We start from the raw sequence: 18089 nt of genomic DNA, 5'->3' as shown, positions 1-18089 counted from the left end.
CCAAATGCTTCGCCCGTACAGTTGTCAGTTGTGAATTACTAAACCACTACTTTTGAAAACGTTGACGGAAATCTTCGATCATTAATTTTAAACCGTCTTGCAGAGGAATAGTAGGTTCCCAATCTAACAAAGTTTGTGCCTTAGTAATATCGGGACGACGACGACGGGGATCATCAGCAGGTAGGGGTTCAAATTTAATTTGTGCATCTGGGTTAATCAAGTTTTGCACAGCCTGCGCCAGTTCTAAGATAGTGTACTCATCAGGATTACCCAAATTTATGGGGCCAGTATGTTCACCATTCATTAATCGCATTAGTCCATTTACCAAGTCGGAAACATAACAAAAACTCCGGGTTTGTTGACCTTCACCATAAACAGTTAAAGGCACACCTCGTAATGCTTGCGCGACAAAATTGCTGACTACGCGACCATCATTTTCCAGCATTCTCGGTCCATAAGTATTGAATATTCTGGCGACGCGAATCTCGACTTTATTTTCTCTGTAATAATCAAATGCTAAGGTTTCCGCCATTCTCTTACCTTCGTCATAACATGAGCGAATGCCAATGGGATTGACGCTGCCTCGATAATCTTCAGTTTGGGGATGAACTTCTGGATCTCCGTAGACTTCACTGGTGGAAGCTAATAAAAATCTAGCTTTAACTCGTTTAGCTAACCCCAACATATTGAGTGTGCCAATAACGTTAGTTTTAACTGTTTTAATTGGGTTATACTGATAATGCACTGGAGAAGCCGGACAAGCCAGATGATAAACTTGATCCACTTCTAACCGAATTGGTTCGGTGATATCGTGACGGATCAGTTCAAAATTATGATGATCTAACCATTTGAGGAGATTGTGTTTCTTTCCTGTATAGAAATTATCCAGGCAGATGACTTCATGACCATCATTCATGAGTCGGTCAATTAGATGAGAACCAATAAAACCAGCACCGCCCGTCACTAAAATTCTCATATTTTCCCTTTTGCTAACATCTACTTTCCGTATCTGTGTCATGCTTTTTTATATTATCCACATTGATAACAAAAAAAACACATCCTTATTCAATAATTTTCTGTATAACTCCTAAGTTTTATAAGCTATTGTCTGCTAGATATTCTCTAATGAATTGGTTAATTGTGGGGATGTTTTATCAAATCTTTAAAAAAAATATCCTGTTTTTTACGTAAAATCCATATTTGTTCAGCTGATCATTACACCCTCTAAGGGAGTGTAAGCAGGAAATTTCTATCGAACGTCTCTACATTATTTTTCAGACTATTATATAGCCAGGAAGCGCAGATAATTAGTTAAGTAATTTTACCAAACGAAAACCAATATGTGTTGTTCCTGTATCTGGTGATTGAGACTCCCTGGCCGCAGGACGATAGCGACTACAATAATTAGGAGCGCATAGATAAGACCCTGTCTCTTATACACATCTAGATGTGTATAAGAGACAGCCCCACCCTCCCCAACCTCCCCAACCTCCCCAACCTCCCCAACCTCCCCAACCTCCCCCACCTCCCCTACCTCCTATTCCCTGATTAAATACTTAAAAATGGGAAAAGTTGTAATAATGTTTTGCGTAGTTGCAGCAAAAATACTTTATCGCGGATACCGGAGGCTAAACGTGGTGGTGGACTTATTTGGATTTGTGCTTGCAATTCGGCATATTCTGCGGGCGTGAGGATTCTGCCATCAATGGGCGATCGCGCTGCTAGAATAATCTCTGTTCGCAATATCTCCTCTGGTATATCTGCTTGTGGTGGTAATGCCATCACTGCTTTACCACTATGACCACTTAAAGCGACTAAAATGCTAGTAGTAACGCCCAAAATAAGCAGCAGTATGCGTTTCATCAATTTCTCTTGGAGTTCTAAATTCTATTTTTTTTAATTTTTAATTTCTAATTTTTAATTTCTCAAGTCCAGGTGGTAATGGTTCAGCACATAGCTGGTGGATATTGATAATTCGTTCAAAAACCTGTGGATACTCCTGACGATAATCGGGAATCAATGCTAAAGGACTCAATAAAGCCGCCGCCGCAATATCAGCTATACTCAAGCGGCTACCCACTAAATAATCACTTTTTTGCCAATATGCAGATAATACTAACAAAGCATTGGCGAGTCTTTTTCGCGCTAATTCAACGGTAGTATCATTAATACCATATTGTTGTCTAACTATTTTAATCACCATTTGGCTAAATAGCGAAGGGTCAATTGACTTACCTTCACTAGCGCGAAATTGATAATATACAAACCTAGTAGCTGTTCCTATACTTTCATCTAACCAATCTTCCAACATCGCAGCTTGAGTTTGCTGTTCTGAATTGGGTAAAAATAGAGCAGGTTCAGGTTGATAGCCTTCTAAAAATTTGAAAATTTCTGTAGAGTCAGCAATAGTTTGGGGTTGTCCGACAATTTGGGGTAACAGTACCGGTAGTGTCGTTAACCCAGTTAAGGGCTTGACCTTTAAAATATGCAGCCCTGGAGTTAAATTCTCAACTTGATAACTAATTCCCTTATAACCCAATGCCAATCGGGCTTTGCGACAATAATGAGATGTACTAAATTGCAGTAACAACATACATTGATCTTACTTGGTTACTGAGATACACAAGTAACGTAGTTTAACCTTGGTCAAACAGCGTTAATTGCTGATAATTCGCTCTCTGATTGACCTTACTCGTAAGGAGAGCTTTTAGGTTCTAGACTAAGTGAAAACGAACATAAAAAAAATCAAACTGGGCGAGAACTGAATCTAGCCCAGAAGCAAAACCTGATGAATGTTCCTGTTTTTTACCCAACTTGATACCATTAGGCAGTTGAATCTTTAGTCTTTATCCACAAATTAAGCTAACTTTCTCAGTAGAGTTTTGTGAAAAATAATTTTTAAAGAGTCAACTAATCACGAGGGCGATGTATTACCCTATACTAAGGTTTTTTGGGAGTAGCCGCAGGAGAGGTAGTCGCCGCAGGAGAAGTTGTCGCCGCAGGAGAGGTTGTCGCTGCAGGAGAGGTTGTCGCCGCAGGAGAGGTTGTCGCCGCAGGGGTAGCACCAGTATCTGCTGGTTCGCCACCTGTGGTTGCTGCTGGAGAACTGGTAGTACCTGCTGGTTCACTACCACCTTCACAAGCTCCAAGCATGGTAGCCAGACTTAACATTAGAGCCAAACCAAAAATTCTTGTCTTCATAACTCCTCTTTCACCAATTGTGGCAATAAAATATGCAGCCTGTTGAATAAGATACCTTATTTATTGATTTTTTTTTAGGACTTTTTGATTACATATTTCAACTCATTCTTTTTTGTAACATTTTTGTAGATTATATGTAACACGAATAGATCATGATTAAGAGTTAGAATAGCTTCAAATTCTTGATCTAATTAATGCAACTTTAGGTTAAAACCACCTGAGTCGTTTTTCATCCCCTGTCTAAAGCATATAAGGCATTGCTACGCAATGCTTATTCAGGGGCTTTCAAACTTCCCAGTCTTTCTTGTAAAATTCAATCAAGTCAAAAATAAAGTATTTACCATCAGAAAAATTATGGTTTTTGAACGTAAATCAGCAGTTTCCCCAAAAAATGCCTGGTTATGGGGCAAGTTTCCTTTGTCATTGAATAGACGACGTTCTCGAAGTCCGAATAAAAAGACACAGAATTTCTCCCGACTTCTGAGTGAACCGATAGCAGTTAAATCACCTATTTCCCGGAATGCTTGGATAAATTTAAATTTTTTAGGTTCTCGCAGAAATAAGACAGCAACCCGCATTTCCAGCTTAGAAACGAGTAAAAAACAACCTACCGGGACCGATAAACAATCAACTGCTACTCTAAATAAAATGAGTAATGCTGCGACTATGCCAACATGGTTGCTACGTATGTATACAGTTAATCGCTATTCATCCGTTTTCACATTTTTATTAGTGGTAGCGACATTAATAGTTTATGGTTGTACAGTATATTCTCAAGAGCTTTGGAGTGACTCGTACCGTAAACTACAAAGCTTACAACGTCATGAGCGACAGTTAAATACTGCCAATGCGACACTGACTAGCAAAATGGCACAGGAAGCCGAACAGCCTGGGACGGAAATGGTATCACCAACTTCTGAAGGGACAATTTTCTTACCACCAACATCTAATAATTATCCCAAATCGTCATTTTCAACTTCTCAACCAGAATTACAACCTGAACCTCCTTCTCCATTAGGATATTAATTGGTAATTGGTCAAATTCTTTCTATTTCCTATTCCCTAACTTATATGTTGCTCTAATGGTGAAGTCATCAATTAAAACAAAATTGAGAAATTTACGTAATTTAGAATTCAGACGACAACGAAAGTTCTCTAAACAAACTCAAATAGGAAATATTGATCCGAAAATACCGGAAAACCCACCCAATATTAAATTACGATTGTTGGCTGTGTGGGGTGTGTTAATGATTGCTATGCTAGGGTTGGCATTTAACTTATATCAGTTACAAATTGTTCAGGGAAAAAAGCTGACTCAAAAGGCACGAAACCAGCAAATGGTCAATTTACGCCCTTATATGCCCCGTCGTCCGGTAGTAGATCGGGGTAATAATATATTGGCTATTGACCGTCCTGTTTATAATGTCTATAGCCATCCCAAGTTATTTGATCTATCCCAGGAGGAAATTGCTGAGAAAATTGCTCCAGTTATTGGCAGAGAAAAGGCTGATTTAGTTAAAATATTCCAAAGTAAACGCAGTGGAATTTTACTAGCTTCTGGTGTTTCTGAAGATATTACTGATAAGTTGATATCACTCCGCTTGAATGGGTTCGAGTTTATTCAAAAATACTCTCGATTTTATCCCCAAGATGATTTGGTAGCAGATGTGGTGGGCTATGTTAATCTTGACCGTCGTGGTCAGGCTGGTGTGGAATATAGTCAGGAGAAGTTACTAGAACGTTCTGGACAAACAGTTCGGATGAGTAAGTCTGGTAATGGGTCATTGATGCCGGATTATGCGACTGAGGGATTTCTGCATTTTGATGATTTAAAACTGCAATTAACTATTGATAGCCGTGTGCAACGGGTAGCCCGTGGGGCATTAAAAGAACAAATGACTAAATTTAGTGCCAAACGAGGCGCAGTGGTTGTCATGGATGCGGTTGATGGTTCAATACTTGCTTTGGTTTCCCAACCTACCTATAACCCAAATCAATATGCTAAATCTGATATTTCTCTGTTTAGAAATTGGACTGTGGCTGATCTTTATGAACCGGGATCAACTTTTAAACCTGTAAATGTGGCGATCGCTCTAGAAAATGGTGCAATCAAACCAGACGATACTTTTGAAGATCCTGGTTCGATTAAAATCGGGATACATACGATCAAAAATGCCGAAAAAACTGGTTATCGCCGATTAACTATTCCTGAGATTTTACAAACTTCTAGTAACATTGGCATGGTGAGAATCATTCAACGATTAAAACCATCCATATACTACAACTGGCTAGAACGTTTAGGACTAGGACAAAAAGTTGAAACGGATTTACCCTTTGAAGTTATGGGTCAACTAAAAAGTCAAGAACAATTTATCTCTTCAACCATTGAACCAGCCACAACATCTTTTGGACAAGGTTTTTCTCTAACTCCACTACAACTGGTACAACTACATGGTGCATTAGCTAATGGGGGCAAATTAGTGACACCTCATGTAGTCCGAGGATTAATTGATAGTCAAGGAGTAACGCACTATTCACTGACTCTCCCAGAACCACGGCAAATTTTTTCAGCTACAACTACTCAAAAGGTTGTGGAAATGATGGAAACAGTAGTGAATGTGGGTACTGGTAAAGCTGCAAAAATTTCCGGATATCGCATTGGTGGAAAAACGGGAACGGCCCAAAAAGCTAGTCCTAATGGTGGATATATTAAGGGTGCAAGAATTACCAGTTTTGTCGCTATTTTGCCCGTGGAATCTCCTCGTTATGTAGTGTTTGCAGTTGTGGATGAACCAAAGGGAGAAAATGCCTATGGTTCTACAGTAGCTGCACCAATTGTGAAAACTGTGATGGAATCACTAATTCCTATTGAACAAATTCCTCCTAGTCAGGAAAAGGAGGAAAAGAAAAAGTAATTCGTCATTGGTGATTGGTGATTGGTCATTGGTGATTGGTGATTGGTGATTGGTGATTGGTAAATATTACCTATTACCTGTTATAACTTTTCTTGAGAGTGGCTTCAATTGAACCTAAATTTTGGAATAACTGAATTAATTCATGAGATTTTGTTTTTTTCTCGGATAAAATGACTTTTAATGGAGTTAAAAATTCAAGATCAGGATCATCTTTCAGGGCAATTTCAGCAACTTGTAAAAGTTTGTAAGAGTTAACGAAAATGTCTTCATTTTCAAAGCCTGATTTTGCCGAAATTTGGTGTAAATTAGCATCAGGTATCATAGCTCTACCTGGTAAAGTTTCATCTAATACTAAACCTTTTAATAAAGCTAATAAACCTGCATAAATAGCGAAATTATCACAACTATCACAAGCTTTAAATTCTATCCGTCCTACTTCTGAGGGAATGCGGGCAATTTTTGTTAATGAAGGCACACTTTTAATCAGTTCTTCTGCTGTTTCTAAAAAAACTAATGTTGCGGATCTTTTTCCTGTTCTAATAAATGTCCTCACTGATAAACCTTCCCATAAACCACCATTATAAAAAGGAGAACTATAACTAAAAGGAATGATGTAAGGGCTGTAATAAGTTAACTTTTTACCAATGTCAATTAACCTTTCAGTAGATAAATTTGCCATAGAAATATTTAAATCTGGTCCATAGGAAACCATATAAATATGAGCAGTTTGTTCATCTGGATAAGCTTGTAATTGCCTAATTTCAAAATCATTTAATGGGGGTTGTGGTTTAAATACGCAAGTATAGGGATTAAAACTGGCTAAAACAGGTGAAAACCCAAAGTTAGCAGCAACATCACGTAATAAAATAAAACTTGCGGTTAATTCATCAATTGCTCCTTGAATAGTAGAGTGGATAGTTGTTCTAATTTCAATACCTTTAGCTACACAGTCAATTACTTCTTCAGAGTCGCTAAATCTTTCAAATCCTTCAATATACCACCGCTTTTTCTTAATCCCAGCATCACCAACTCTTAATTGTGGGTAGTCAGTGGGATAGATAGGTAATTTGTCAACAATTTGCTGAAAATCTGCAAATTTTGTATTCTGGAAATCTGCGAATTTTCCTTGATGATTGAGAAAAGCAACTTCATGTTCAATACCAAAGGAGAACATACTTTATACCTAATTAATGATAAATATAATCAATTATATCCATATTTTATGCCGTTGTGAATCAATACTGCTTAGTTCAGGCTAAAAAGTCCTGATCTCGGAGGTTGAGTTGAAGCAAGGAAACCCAACAAAATTCCTGATCATGTTGGACTACATTTACTTTATTTTTACCAATTAAATGTACAGAAATTTAGTTATCTTCAAGGTAACTTAATATTGACTAATAAAAATTACAGGACTGAGTTTTTATGACAACTACTGCTCAAACTCCTTACAGTAGCGAACAAATTATTGCTTGGTTACGTGGATTACTGACTATTGCTTGGGCTGATGGTAACTTTGATACTCAAGAACAGGAATTAATTACTAATCTGACCAAAGATGAATTAGCCCCTGCTGTTGATTGGAATACTCTAGAGATAATTGAACCAGATGAATTAGCGGCTATATTGGGTAAAGGTACGCCTGTAGCGGAAAATTTCTTGCGGACAGCGGTAATGGTAGCGATCGCTGATGGTATATACTCACCTAGTGAAGATGACCTACTTCAGCAATTGTGTCAAAAATTAGAACTGCAAGAAAGTTTACTCACGGCTTTACGTCAGACCCTAGAAGATACCTCACAAACAAACAATTTCCCCTCTACTGGACTTCAAGCCCCACACCCAGACGCTTTACGTCCCTTGCGTCAGTGGTTAGACGGTTTAGATATTCAAGACCCCAGATTGGCGAAATTTTTGTGTAAGATGATTCCTTCCCAGTGTCCCTTTGAAAGAGATGTAACTCTATTCGGGCGGAAAATAGTTCATATTCCGCCATTGTGTAAAATTAACCCCCTTTATGAACAAATGGTAGGTTTACGCTTTCGCGCCCTTTCCTACCTAGCAGACGACTGTGGCGAGGATGTTACACCTTATATTTAAATTAGTTGTTAGTAGTCAATTGTTAGCGTAATTGACAACTGACAACTAACAACTAACAACTGACAACTGACTAAATTATGCAATTTATAGACCAATCAGTAATTGAAGTAGAAGCAGGTGACGGAGGCGATGGTATTGTTGCTTTCCGCAGAGAGAAATATGTACCAGCAGGTGGTCCTTCCGGTGGTAATGGCGGAAGAGGCGGTTCAATCATTTTTGTAGGTGATAGCAACCTCCAAACCTTGTTAGATTTTCGATATAAGCATTTGTTTAAGGCGCAAAATGGAGAACGTGGTGGACCGAATAATTGTACCGGTGCAGGTGGAAAAGATTTAATTGTTGAAGTTCCCTGTGGTACTTCTGTTTATGATGCGGCAACGAGTGCTTTACTATGCGATATAGTTGAACCTGGTCAAAGTTTTCAGGTTGCTAAAGGTGGTAAAGGTGGGCTAGGAAACCAACATTTTTTGAGTAATAGCAACCGCGTCCCCGAATATGCCCTTCCCGGATTGGAAGGAGAAAAAAAGGTATTACGTTTAGAGTTGAAATTGCTAGCAGAAGTAGGAATTATTGGTTTACCAAATGCGGGTAAATCTACTTTAATTTCTTCTTTATCAGCCGCACGTCCGAAAATCGCTGATTATCCTTTTACTACCTTAATTCCTAATTTGGGTGTGGTAAAAAAACCCACGGGTGATGGTACTGTTTTTGCTGATATTCCCGGTTTAATTGCAGGTGCTTCTCATGGTGCGGGTTTAGGTCATGATTTCTTGCGTCACATTGAACGGACAAGGGTTTTATTACATTTAATTGATGCGACAAGTGAAGATATCATCGCTGATTTTCATACTATTCAAGAAGAACTGAAAGCTTATGGACGCGGTTTAGCTAAACGTCCGCAGATTTTAGCTTTAAATAAAATAGATGCTGTTGATAGAGAAACTGTTGATTTGGAAGCTTTAGCTATGCAATTAAATCATCTGGCTTTAGCGCCAGTTTTTATAATTTCTGCGGTAACTCGCACTGGTTTAGATGCAATGATGCAGGAAATTTGGCGGATTTTAGATGAGATTAATGTGTTGGAAGCGGAAGAGGTTGTGGTTTAGTTGATGGGTTGATTTTGTTTTTTTTAAGTACAGTTTCGCTATCGTTGTCCCTTACGAACCATCCCCAGTCCATACAGGTACAATTCAGTAACTGCATAGACGCGAGGAGGAGGATCTTTGGGACGAGAGCGTTCTGTCAAAATACCAGCGTCAACCATATCCTGAATACGAAGTGATAATTCACCACCCTGCAAATTCCATATCTCAGATAACCTATCTTCATTAATGGGAGAGCGTTCTCCTTGAAGTCTTTCTAGAAAATCTTTCAATTCAGGATATTCATTACGTACCTCATCTACACGCTGCTGAGAAACACTAGGAAAAGCATTAATTAAAGCTTTTGGACGTAATGTTATATCTAAAGAATATTCTGTAGAAAATCCTTTTTCAATTTTCACAGCTTCTTCTAAAAGTAATATTAAACTGCGTGGAAAACAGTTTTTTTGGCCATCTGTAATACGAGTGATCACCCAATTATAAGTATAGGCTTTATTACCACTGCCCATACGCTCACCCCACAACGGATAAAGACTTTGGCGTAACTGTTCCAGCCCAATTATATCTAATCTTTCAACAGTAACTCCTAACTTTTCTCCCAAAGATTTGCTCAGAGATGAAGAATTTGTAAGAGCTTGACGCAGTACAAGTCGCCAGAGATCAACTTCCTCCCAACGTAATTCTAGTGAACGTCCGCTATAATGTCCTGTATTAGTAAAGTTAAATTGCTTCCAAATATCTTCACGTAAAAATATTTTCGGGACAATTTGTTTGAGATTTGTACCACTTTCTAACCACCATGCAAGTAAGGATTCTAGGGATCTTCTACGTCGAGTATAATCTTCTGGGCTAGAACCGAAACCTGCATCTAATTCATCATATAATAACCATACTACTTGATTTTTCTCTTGTAATACTCTGTCAATTAAACGCAGTTCATCGGCAGCTTGTGGTTTCTTGGTTGGTGAGTTGGATCTTTCTACCATCCATGTAACAATATCAGAGTGAGCAGGGGTTTCTTGATTACTTAATGCAACTAATTTTTCATCTAAACCAGTTAGTGAACGTAATTCCGATAAATGATGACACAGTTGTAAAAGAGCATAATTGAGCCAGAAAAATTGCCAGTCATTTATACCAACTTGATCTTCGTAGCTTTGAAGGTCAAACCTATCTAAAATTGTGCTTGATACTCTAGGTTGACCATGACCAGGAACAAAGTGAACATGATCTAAATTAACATCCGATTGAGCTAGTTCTTTTGCTGCTGTTGGTTGTTCTACAAACAGTCTAAACAATAGGCTTTTTCCTGTTCCTTTAGCACCACGAATCAACCAGATTCTATTACTTAAAAATTTAGGAAAATCTTCTGTACGTTGAAATATTTCGGAAATATTTTCTGGTTCTAGTTCTTGTGCTGTAGCTGCCAATTTTAATTCATTCAGGATCTTTTTCCGATCATCAATAGTTTTACTAACAATACTGGGTTTGATATCCGGTAAACTGGCATCAATAGTATCAGCAATTGGTATATATTCATCTAATAAACTTTTGGGTACATCATTAACTAAACTAGATAAAGTCGTAATAATAGGATTATAGAAAATTGTATGATGTAGTTCATCAATTTTTGGACCTAGAGATATAGCAAAATCACCTTCATAGCAATTTTGATCAATCCACTTTTCAACTTTTATTACTAATTCTTTATATTGAGGTAATGTTGGAATAGGAGTTAATAGAAATCTAACATCAGGTTTACCCTGATATTGTTTTTGTTTCAGAATTGCCTTGATCACCCAACGTAATCCTTGAAAACTTTGATCAGTTGGTGAAAAACAAATTATTGCTGTATCGGCTAAATCAAAAAGTGTAATTGCAGCTACATCATTAAATCCAGGACGCGCATCAATTAAAATTACATCTGGTTCTAGTTGCTTTTTAATATCTTCTATCAGTTGCTTAACTGGATTTTTTGCAGTCCGATAAAAAGAACGCATATCTAAATCAGCTAACCGATGAATATAATTTTCGTCATATTCTCCCACGGGAACTAAAAATAGTTCTCCGCGAGTTTGTAAATTTATCTGTTGGATACAATCAGCAATATTAGGAATATTTTCTTCAGGGGTTAAAGACCTTTGATGTAGATAATCTAAAACTCCAAAATTTTCTCCAGTAGTATTTTCTATATCCTGCTGAAACATAACTGAAATTCCAGGAGCTTCTAAATCAAAATCTACCATTACCACGCGACGATTGCGGGTTGCTAGTATACCTGCTACCACTCCTAAAGCTGTAGAGCGACCTACACCTCCCTTGAAAGAATAAAAGGTAACAACTAAAGGTTTTTTAGTAGGAATATCTTCATCTACCTCCACTGCTTGATCAGGTTTGGGAGCCATTAAAATATCTGACCAAAGTGGTACTTTAACATACTCAGGAGGTTGTTTTATTGCTTCTGCTGGTGTTAGTAATTCATAGCCGGATATTGGATATTGACCAAGATTGAAATTAGGTTCAAGATTTCCTAGTAATTCATCTATTTTTTGTTCTCTTTCAATTAAGAATTTACCCTCAAATTTTTGAGTAACTATCCTAATTTTTATCCAACCTAATGAAATTCTTTTGACACTCACTTCTACTTGTTCGTCTTCACGGCTCAGATTTTCATGTAAGTGTTGATAAATAATATCAGGTGTTAAGTTTATATTCTCTATCATGATGCCTCGTTTTGCCTTGCTAGAAAAAAGGTGTGTAAAATTTTTACTGCTGCTATAAATTTTTCACTATCTTCTTCATCACCTAATTTATCAGAATATCTTAATTCATCATTATCCCACATTGATGATACTAATTTCCATGCAGCTTTATAAATACCACTTCTATCTAATTGTATACTTTTTTCAATATATTTTAACTCATTGAGTAAGTTTGTTAAATTATGCAACCTAGCGCCTTGTATTTTCTGGAAAACGGTTGTTTCTTTAAAGTGGTTTTTCCCTTGTTCATAACATATTAGAGATTTTAACGCACATTCAACTGCATAACCACCTAGATAAATAGCACCCGTCCAACGTTTTTGTTCATGCAATTTTAAAGCATCTTCGAGACGACGACGAGAAGCACCTAGTTGGCACTGTCTATGATAAGTATCCATTAAAATACCTTACAATGTAAAATAGTCAAATAATCTCAGTATTTTAACAAAAAATCTAGCATTACTTATGTATTTGAAACATAAGCTTCAGAATATTTTACTCAAAAGTAGAGAATCTCAATAGTATTTGCTGATAAAATTTACTATATCATTATACTAAATACTGGTGATGATTGCTGAAGTGTTATCAACATCTACCAAAAGTTATGATAAAGATGAAAAGTTTGCAGCTTATCGAACTATTCCTGATTTTCAAGAATATATTTTAATTGACCAATATACAATGCACGTTGAACAATATTCCAAAACTGATCATAACAAATGGATTTTTTCGGAATATTCAGATAGTCATGATTCTTTAAATTTAGCTGCTATTTCTTGTCAAATTTTGCTGGAAGATATCTATGATAAGGTAGATTTTGAAGTAAAAGAATGAATTTCTTACAGACTTTGAACAGGCAAGATGCCTGTCCCACAAAAGTTTTATTTACACTTTAATAAACCAACGTTTCTGATACATCAAAACAGCAACACCATACCAAAATAACAGGGTAACAAGTGCAAACAAAAATGAGCCGTTGAAATTTCCTGCCCAAGATGCAAAGATATTTTGGTAAATCCAATTATAGATACTAACGGCAGTTTCACCTGTACCGATTTGGGTTTTGGCAGTGATTTTAATCAGGAATACAGAAGCCACAAAAAGAGCGATCGCATTTAATCCCATGATCTCAAAAGGCTTACTCCAGCGTTTAATTAACCTCACTTCTATCAATTCATAACAAGCTGCTAATAACATTAACGCCCAACCAGTGGTAAATAAAACATAGGAACTCGTCCAAATTTTCTTATTAATGGGAAATGACACATCCCAAATAATTGCAATTACCAAACAACACAAACCAAACAATACTAAATCCATGCTAGTTTGTGAAGTAGCTTGTTTTTTATCTTTAATCCATTGTCCAGTAAAATAACCGGCTAAAACGCTAACTATTGCCGGAATAGTGCTAAAAAGTCCTTCTGGATCTCCCAGGAAATTAAACCCATCACCTTTATATAAATGTGCCTTGGGAATAATTAATCTGTCAATAAATGCGCCAAAATTACCTTCTCTCGTTAGCACTCCTGCACCATAATCAGGAACAGGAATATACATCATTGTCAACCAATAAGCAATTAGTAATCCTCCTGCTACTAACCATTGACTTTTGCGAGGTAATTTTAAAACTATTAAAGATGCAAAAAGATAAGTTAAAGCAATCCGTTGTAATATCCCCATCAAGCGGATACTACTTAAATCAAAAGTCCAAACACCTTGATTCCAAAAACCATTTAATACTAAACCCAATATAAATAGAATCGCAGTCCGGCGCAGGATGCGTAAGTAAACTGCTTTGGTGGGCTTGTTCTGGGCGGTATATTTTGCTAAAGAAAACGTCATAGCCACACCAACAATGAATAAAAAGCAGGGAAATATTAAGTCAGTGGGTGTACAACCGTCCCATTCGGAATGACTGAGGGGACGATAAACATCATCTGCGACTCCTGCCATATTAGCAAGAATCATCGCTGCAATGGTGATACCACGAAACACATCAAGTGAACTCAGACGCATAGGCGGAATAATCTATTTGAGAGTCTAACGGGTACTTTTTTCTTCTAGAAACTTCCCAATGTCACCATCAAATAAGTCAATGATGGTACTAACAACCACTTTAATTTTGAGGGGATTATTTCCATAGAGATAGCATAGTTCATATTTTTGTTCATCAGTTCCCAATAATTGTTTTGATTGGATTAGGGAAAAAGCTATTTCTGATGAACCCAATAATCCCAAAGAACGTACTGATAATGTCCACTTCTCCATAAAACCAACTTCAGCAGGTTTGGATTGACTTGTGAAAATGAGACAGCTTTGATGGTGTGTTTCCGCAATTATTTGGGTTAGTTGAGTATATTTTATATAATTAACATCTGAAGCCGGGTCAAGATTATCCAAGATAATCAGACAACGACGAGTACGCAAATAATGGATAACTCGATTAATGTCGGATTTGCTTTCTTTGTGATTAGAGACAAAAGATAGCAAGTCAGTGATCATACTCTCAAAAGATGGAACAGTAGGCACTGAACGCCAAAAAACGCAATCAAACTCACCCCCAATCTGTTTTGCTAGTTGAGTAGCTAAAGCTGTTTTACCAATTCCACTGATACCGAACAATCCTACCAACCGACAGCTATCTTGGATAATCCATGATTCTAACTGTATCAGTTCTTCCCTACGTCCGTAAAATGGTGAAATATCAATTGCTGTTCCCCAGTCTTGGAATTTATTGAAATTGTTTTTTTTTTGCGTATTTGTCCGGATTGCGGGGGGGGGGTAGATATTACTTCATCGCTGCTAGTGGTAATTTCTTGCCAATCTAGATTTAATTTGCGACATAGTTCTTCAACGGTTCTATAGTTAACAGGTTTACCAGTTAAGAAATTACTAACTGTAGCTAAGGATAATCCGGTATCATCAGCTAAGGCTCTTTGGTTAGCATATCCACTGCGTGTAACAGCCACCCTAACCTTGTCAATACAGTCATAACGAAGGCATAGTGATCTTGGCATTGATTTCTGTTAAGTGGTTATTCCCATGATGAAAGCGTACAGATGATGGTTCATTTTTACGCTTAAACCCGCCTATTTTAGGTAATTTATGACTTTAATTTTTAATTTCTTTTAGTCTAAATTCCCGTTACTGTATTTAATTTTAGGATATTTTGGCTGGTGTTGAGCGATCGCCTCTTTTATTTTTCCGAAGTTTTCTGTTGTGAAGGGGGGAAACCGGAATCTAATCCCCTCCCTTTTGCAATTATCGTGTACACACAAGTCAAATTACCCCCCTTAATCCTTACGAAGGGGGGAAACAAGAAAATCCAGTTCCCTCCCCTTTGCAAGGGGAGGGTTAGGGTGGGGTGAAAAAGATTGTAGAGACCGCCCGCTACTCATCCCCAGCATAAAATTACATTGAGGCTGGGGACTTTCGCGTATTGTTAAAAAACTTAATATATGTGCAATCAAAGTCAGTACAAAGTCAGTAATAGTCAGTACGGAACTTAGTCATTTATAGTATATACTCAAAAAAGCAACTATATACAGGGTCATATTTATGACAGCACCAAACACGGATAACTTGGTTTCGAGTCTTATTGGCTCAGGTGTTGAGGTTACGAATGCTGAATATACTGGAGATAGCCGCGCCGCAGGCATCTTTAATGATCCCTCTCTGGGAATTGGTATTGATTCAGGAATCATCCTCAGCACTGGTGACGTCGCCAATATTTATGGTCCCAATAATAGCGACTCCACTGGCACTGCATTCGCTACTGATGGGGATACTGATTTAAATGGGTTGGTTTCTCCTAGCGCAACTAGAGATGCGGCGGTTTTGGAATTTGACTTTACTCCGACGGAGAGTTTTATCAGTTTCCAGTATGTGTTTGCCTCTGAAGAGTATAACGAATATGTCAACTCTAGTTTCAACGATGTTTTTGGCTTCTTTATAACCGATTCTCAGGGTAATAAGCAAAATATTGCGGTTATCCCCGGTACAAACACCCCGATCGCCATCAATAACGTTAATCTGGGAAGCAATTCTGGGTATTACCGCAACAACGACCCAAGTGACTATGGTTTTGGGAATACGCCCTTTAATATAGGATTCGATGGGTTAACTACGCCTTTAACAGGGGTTGCAAGTGTAACACCAGGTCAAACCTATCATTTTAAGTTAGCGATCGCTGATAATAGTGACAGTGTTTATGACTCTGCGGTATTCATTAAGAATGGCGGTTTTATTTCTACGCCTTTGGTGTCTGTTAATGATGCTGCCAATACATATCAAGAAACACCAATAACGATTAATGTCTTGGGTAACGATATTGTTCCTAGTGGTGAAACGCCGAGCATTTCTAATTTCCAACAAGTAAGTGATAACGGCGGGTCTGTCACACTTTCAGACAACGGAACGCCAGACAACCTAGCCGATGACCAGTTAGTTTATACGCCGCCAACAGGGTTCTCTGGGGTTGATCAATTTGAATATACCCTAGCTGATAGTCAAGGCAATACCAGCATAGCCCAGGTTTCCATTCAAGTCCAGCCTACTTACCAGCAATACAATTTCACCTATACCTATGGTAATGGAGATAGCTATTCTGGTTATGGCTATGCTGCACAGGGAACCTATACGGTTGGTCAAGTATTGGATGGTTACACCAATGAAACAGGCAACCTCGGCTATTACACCATTAATTCTGTTGACAATACCAGTCTTAGTAACAGCAACTACGTCTATGTCACCAGCTACACCGATGGCGATACTGGTTATGGTACAACAAATAGTATTAGCTTGTGGGGCTACTCTGGTTTAGGCTCTGAATATGGCTATGCCTACAATGCCAACTATTCAGGAGACACTCTTTTCAACAGCTATTACGAAGCAGATTTGCCTGCCGTCCTGCAAGTGCGACTGAATCTGCTGGCAGATAACGATGGAATAGCTGGTGAAATAATCAGCAATGACCAAGTAGGACTAAATCGTTCCTTCTTTGTGGAAATACAAGTAGGAGACCTGCGTGGAAATGCGGCTGGAGTTAACGGTTTAGGACTTAACTTAGCTTGGGATGGGCTGATTCTGGAATCTATTGATACGCCCTTTGACCCCACCAACATTATCACCGCCAATTTCCCCCTATTACAGGATGGAACTGTAGACAATAGCAGTGGTTTGATTAACAACCTCAGTGGCGGTTCTCTCCCCGCTTTTGAATTGGGTCAAGCTATAGGAGTGAATCAGTTAGAACGCTTTGCTCTTCTGCGCTTCCAAACAGAAAATTCCACCGGGACTTACTATTTCACAACCACAGTAGATAATGCTGCTTTAGCGGATGACAATCCCTACTACTCTCTAGATGTGGAAACATCCCAACCAATTTTCATAGGTTCAGTTTACAACCAATATAACTTTACCTATAACTACGGTAATCTCGATAGTTATACGGGTTATGTTTATGCTGTGGAGGGTACTTATACACCAGGTCAAACCATTGGCAACATTGATAACGAAACGGGGAATTATGGCTATTACACCATTGACTCCATTGCCTCCACTACTTTAGATAGTTCCTTTAACAATCTTGTCTATGTCACCAGCTACACCGATGGCGATACAGGTTTTGGTGCAGCAGGCTATCTTAGTAGCGGAACTGGCTACTATGGTTTAGGCTCTGAATACGGTTATGCCTATGACGCAAACGGCTATAGTTCCGACTCCTACTTCAGCCAATACTCCGAAGCCGATATTCTGGGTAATCAGCAATATAACTTCACCTATAGCTATGGTAATGGCGATAGCTATTCTGGTTACGGCTACGCAGCAGTAGGAACCTATACAGCAGGTCAAGTATTGGGTGGTTATGCCAATGAGACAGGAAATACTGGCTATTACACCATTGGCTCCATTGCCTCCACTACTTTAGATAGTTCCTTTAACAATCTTGTCTATGTCACCAGCTACACCGATGGCGATACAGGTTTTGGTGCAGCAGGCTATCTTAGTAG

At 38.2% G+C, this 18089-nt stretch carries 15 protein-coding genes and 2 pseudogenes; 7 read left to right on the top strand and 10 right to left on the bottom strand.

Going from position 1 to position 18089, the window contains the following annotated elements; translation table 11 throughout:
* Positions 1–46: 46 nt before the first annotated feature.
* The 4 genes and pseudogenes from FJR06_RS06215 to FJR06_RS06200 all read right to left on the bottom strand — a co-directional run bounded on the left by FJR06_RS06215 (position 47) and on the right by FJR06_RS06200 (position 2593).
* Entirely contained in the window at positions 47–976 is a 930-nt protein-coding gene (locus FJR06_RS06215; protein ID WP_015081118.1) for a UDP-glucuronic acid decarboxylase family protein, read from the bottom strand.
* Positions 977–1307: 331 nt separating this feature from the next.
* Positions 1308–1427, bottom strand: a pseudogene (locus FJR06_RS06210) (SUMF1/EgtB/PvdO family nonheme iron enzyme); the annotation flags it as partial.
* A gap of 121 nt (positions 1428–1548) precedes the next feature.
* Positions 1549–1863: a hypothetical protein gene (locus FJR06_RS06205; RefSeq protein WP_168651052.1), complete on the bottom strand. Its 315-nt coding sequence runs from the start codon at positions 1861–1863 to the stop codon at positions 1549–1551.
* A 40-nt stretch (positions 1864–1903) separates the two neighbouring features.
* Entirely contained in the window at positions 1904–2593 is a 690-nt protein-coding gene (locus FJR06_RS06200; protein ID WP_168651051.1) for a glutathione S-transferase family protein, read from the bottom strand.
* 357 nt (positions 2594–2950) lie between these two features.
* Between FJR06_RS06200 and FJR06_RS23935 the strand changes: the two genes are divergently transcribed.
* The 3 genes from FJR06_RS23935 to FJR06_RS06185 all read left to right on the top strand — a co-directional run bounded on the left by FJR06_RS23935 (position 2951) and on the right by FJR06_RS06185 (position 6116).
* Positions 2951–3247 carry a hypothetical protein gene (locus tag FJR06_RS23935; RefSeq protein WP_015080542.1) on the top strand — a complete coding sequence of 99 codons (297 nt, stop codon included), beginning with the start codon at positions 2951–2953 and terminating at the stop codon, positions 3245–3247.
* A gap of 308 nt (positions 3248–3555) precedes the next feature.
* The gene (locus FJR06_RS06190; protein ID WP_041458056.1) at positions 3556–4227 is read left to right on the top strand and encodes a hypothetical protein; all 672 of its coding nucleotides are present in this window, start codon (positions 3556–3558) and stop codon (positions 4225–4227) included.
* A 56-nt stretch (positions 4228–4283) separates the two neighbouring features.
* Entirely contained in the window at positions 4284–6116 is a 1833-nt protein-coding gene (locus tag FJR06_RS06185) for a penicillin-binding protein 2 (protein WP_168632416.1), read from the top strand.
* A 73-nt stretch (positions 6117–6189) separates the two neighbouring features.
* On the opposite strand, the gene FJR06_RS06180 is transcribed toward FJR06_RS06185, so the two are convergent.
* On the bottom strand, positions 6190–7290 hold the full coding sequence (locus tag FJR06_RS06180) for a hypothetical protein (RefSeq protein ID WP_015080539.1): 1101 nt from the start codon (positions 7288–7290) through the stop codon (positions 6190–6192).
* 248 nt (positions 7291–7538) lie between these two features.
* On the opposite strand from FJR06_RS06180, the gene FJR06_RS06175 reads away from it, so the two are divergent.
* Both FJR06_RS06175 and obgE read left to right on the top strand, forming a co-directional pair.
* Complete coding sequence (locus FJR06_RS06175; RefSeq protein WP_015080538.1) at positions 7539–8213, top strand: Mo-dependent nitrogenase C-terminal domain-containing protein; 675 nt, start codon at positions 7539–7541, stop codon at positions 8211–8213.
* 77 nt (positions 8214–8290) lie between these two features.
* Entirely contained in the window at positions 8291–9319 is a 1029-nt protein-coding gene (gene obgE, locus FJR06_RS06170) for a GTPase ObgE (protein WP_168651050.1), read from the top strand.
* Positions 9320–9357: 38 nt separating this feature from the next.
* Here obgE and FJR06_RS06165 read toward each other — a convergent pair whose 3' ends face one another.
* Positions 9358–12039 (bottom strand): P-loop ATPase, Sll1717 family, encoded by a 2682-nt coding sequence (locus tag FJR06_RS06165; protein WP_015080536.1) that lies wholly within the window; start codon positions 12037–12039, stop codon positions 9358–9360.
* Positions 12036–12476 (bottom strand): HEPN domain-containing protein, encoded by a 441-nt coding sequence (locus FJR06_RS06160; RefSeq protein WP_015080535.1) that lies wholly within the window; start codon positions 12474–12476, stop codon positions 12036–12038. The genes FJR06_RS06165 and FJR06_RS06160 overlap by 4 nt, the downstream gene beginning before the upstream one ends.
* 166 nt (positions 12477–12642) lie before the next feature.
* Here FJR06_RS06160 and FJR06_RS06155 point away from each other — a divergent pair.
* A pseudogene (locus tag FJR06_RS06155) lies at positions 12643–12912 on the top strand (Uma2 family endonuclease); the annotation flags it as partial.
* 51 nt (positions 12913–12963) lie between these two features.
* Here the strand turns inward: FJR06_RS06155 and FJR06_RS06150 are convergent.
* The 3 genes from FJR06_RS06150 to FJR06_RS06140 are packed head-to-tail and all read right to left on the bottom strand — an operon-like array spanning position 12964 to position 15095.
* Positions 12964–14094, bottom strand: a complete 1131-nt coding sequence (locus tag FJR06_RS06150) for an acyltransferase family protein (RefSeq protein WP_168651049.1) — start codon at positions 14092–14094, stop codon at positions 12964–12966.
* Positions 14095–14118: 24 nt separating this feature from the next.
* The gene (locus FJR06_RS06145; protein ID WP_371260407.1) at positions 14119–14730 is read right to left on the bottom strand and encodes an NB-ARC domain-containing protein; all 612 of its coding nucleotides are present in this window, start codon (positions 14728–14730) and stop codon (positions 14119–14121) included.
* A 17-nt stretch (positions 14731–14747) separates the two neighbouring features.
* Positions 14748–15095 carry a helix-turn-helix transcriptional regulator gene (locus FJR06_RS06140; protein WP_168651048.1) on the bottom strand — a complete coding sequence of 116 codons (348 nt, stop codon included), beginning with the start codon at positions 15093–15095 and terminating at the stop codon, positions 14748–14750.
* A 541-nt stretch (positions 15096–15636) separates the two neighbouring features.
* Here FJR06_RS06140 and FJR06_RS06135 point away from each other — a divergent pair.
* A partial coding sequence (locus tag FJR06_RS06135) for a choice-of-anchor L domain-containing protein (RefSeq protein WP_168651047.1) occupies positions 15637–18089 on the top strand: 2453 nt, incomplete at its 3' end.

The organism is Dolichospermum sp. UHCC 0352, from assembly GCF_009711925.1.
GTDB lineage: Bacteria > Cyanobacteriota > Cyanobacteriia > Cyanobacteriales > Nostocaceae > Dolichospermum > Dolichospermum lemmermannii.
The sequence above is the reverse complement of the archived record's forward strand: the minus strand, read 5'-3'. Positions and strand labels throughout refer to the sequence as shown.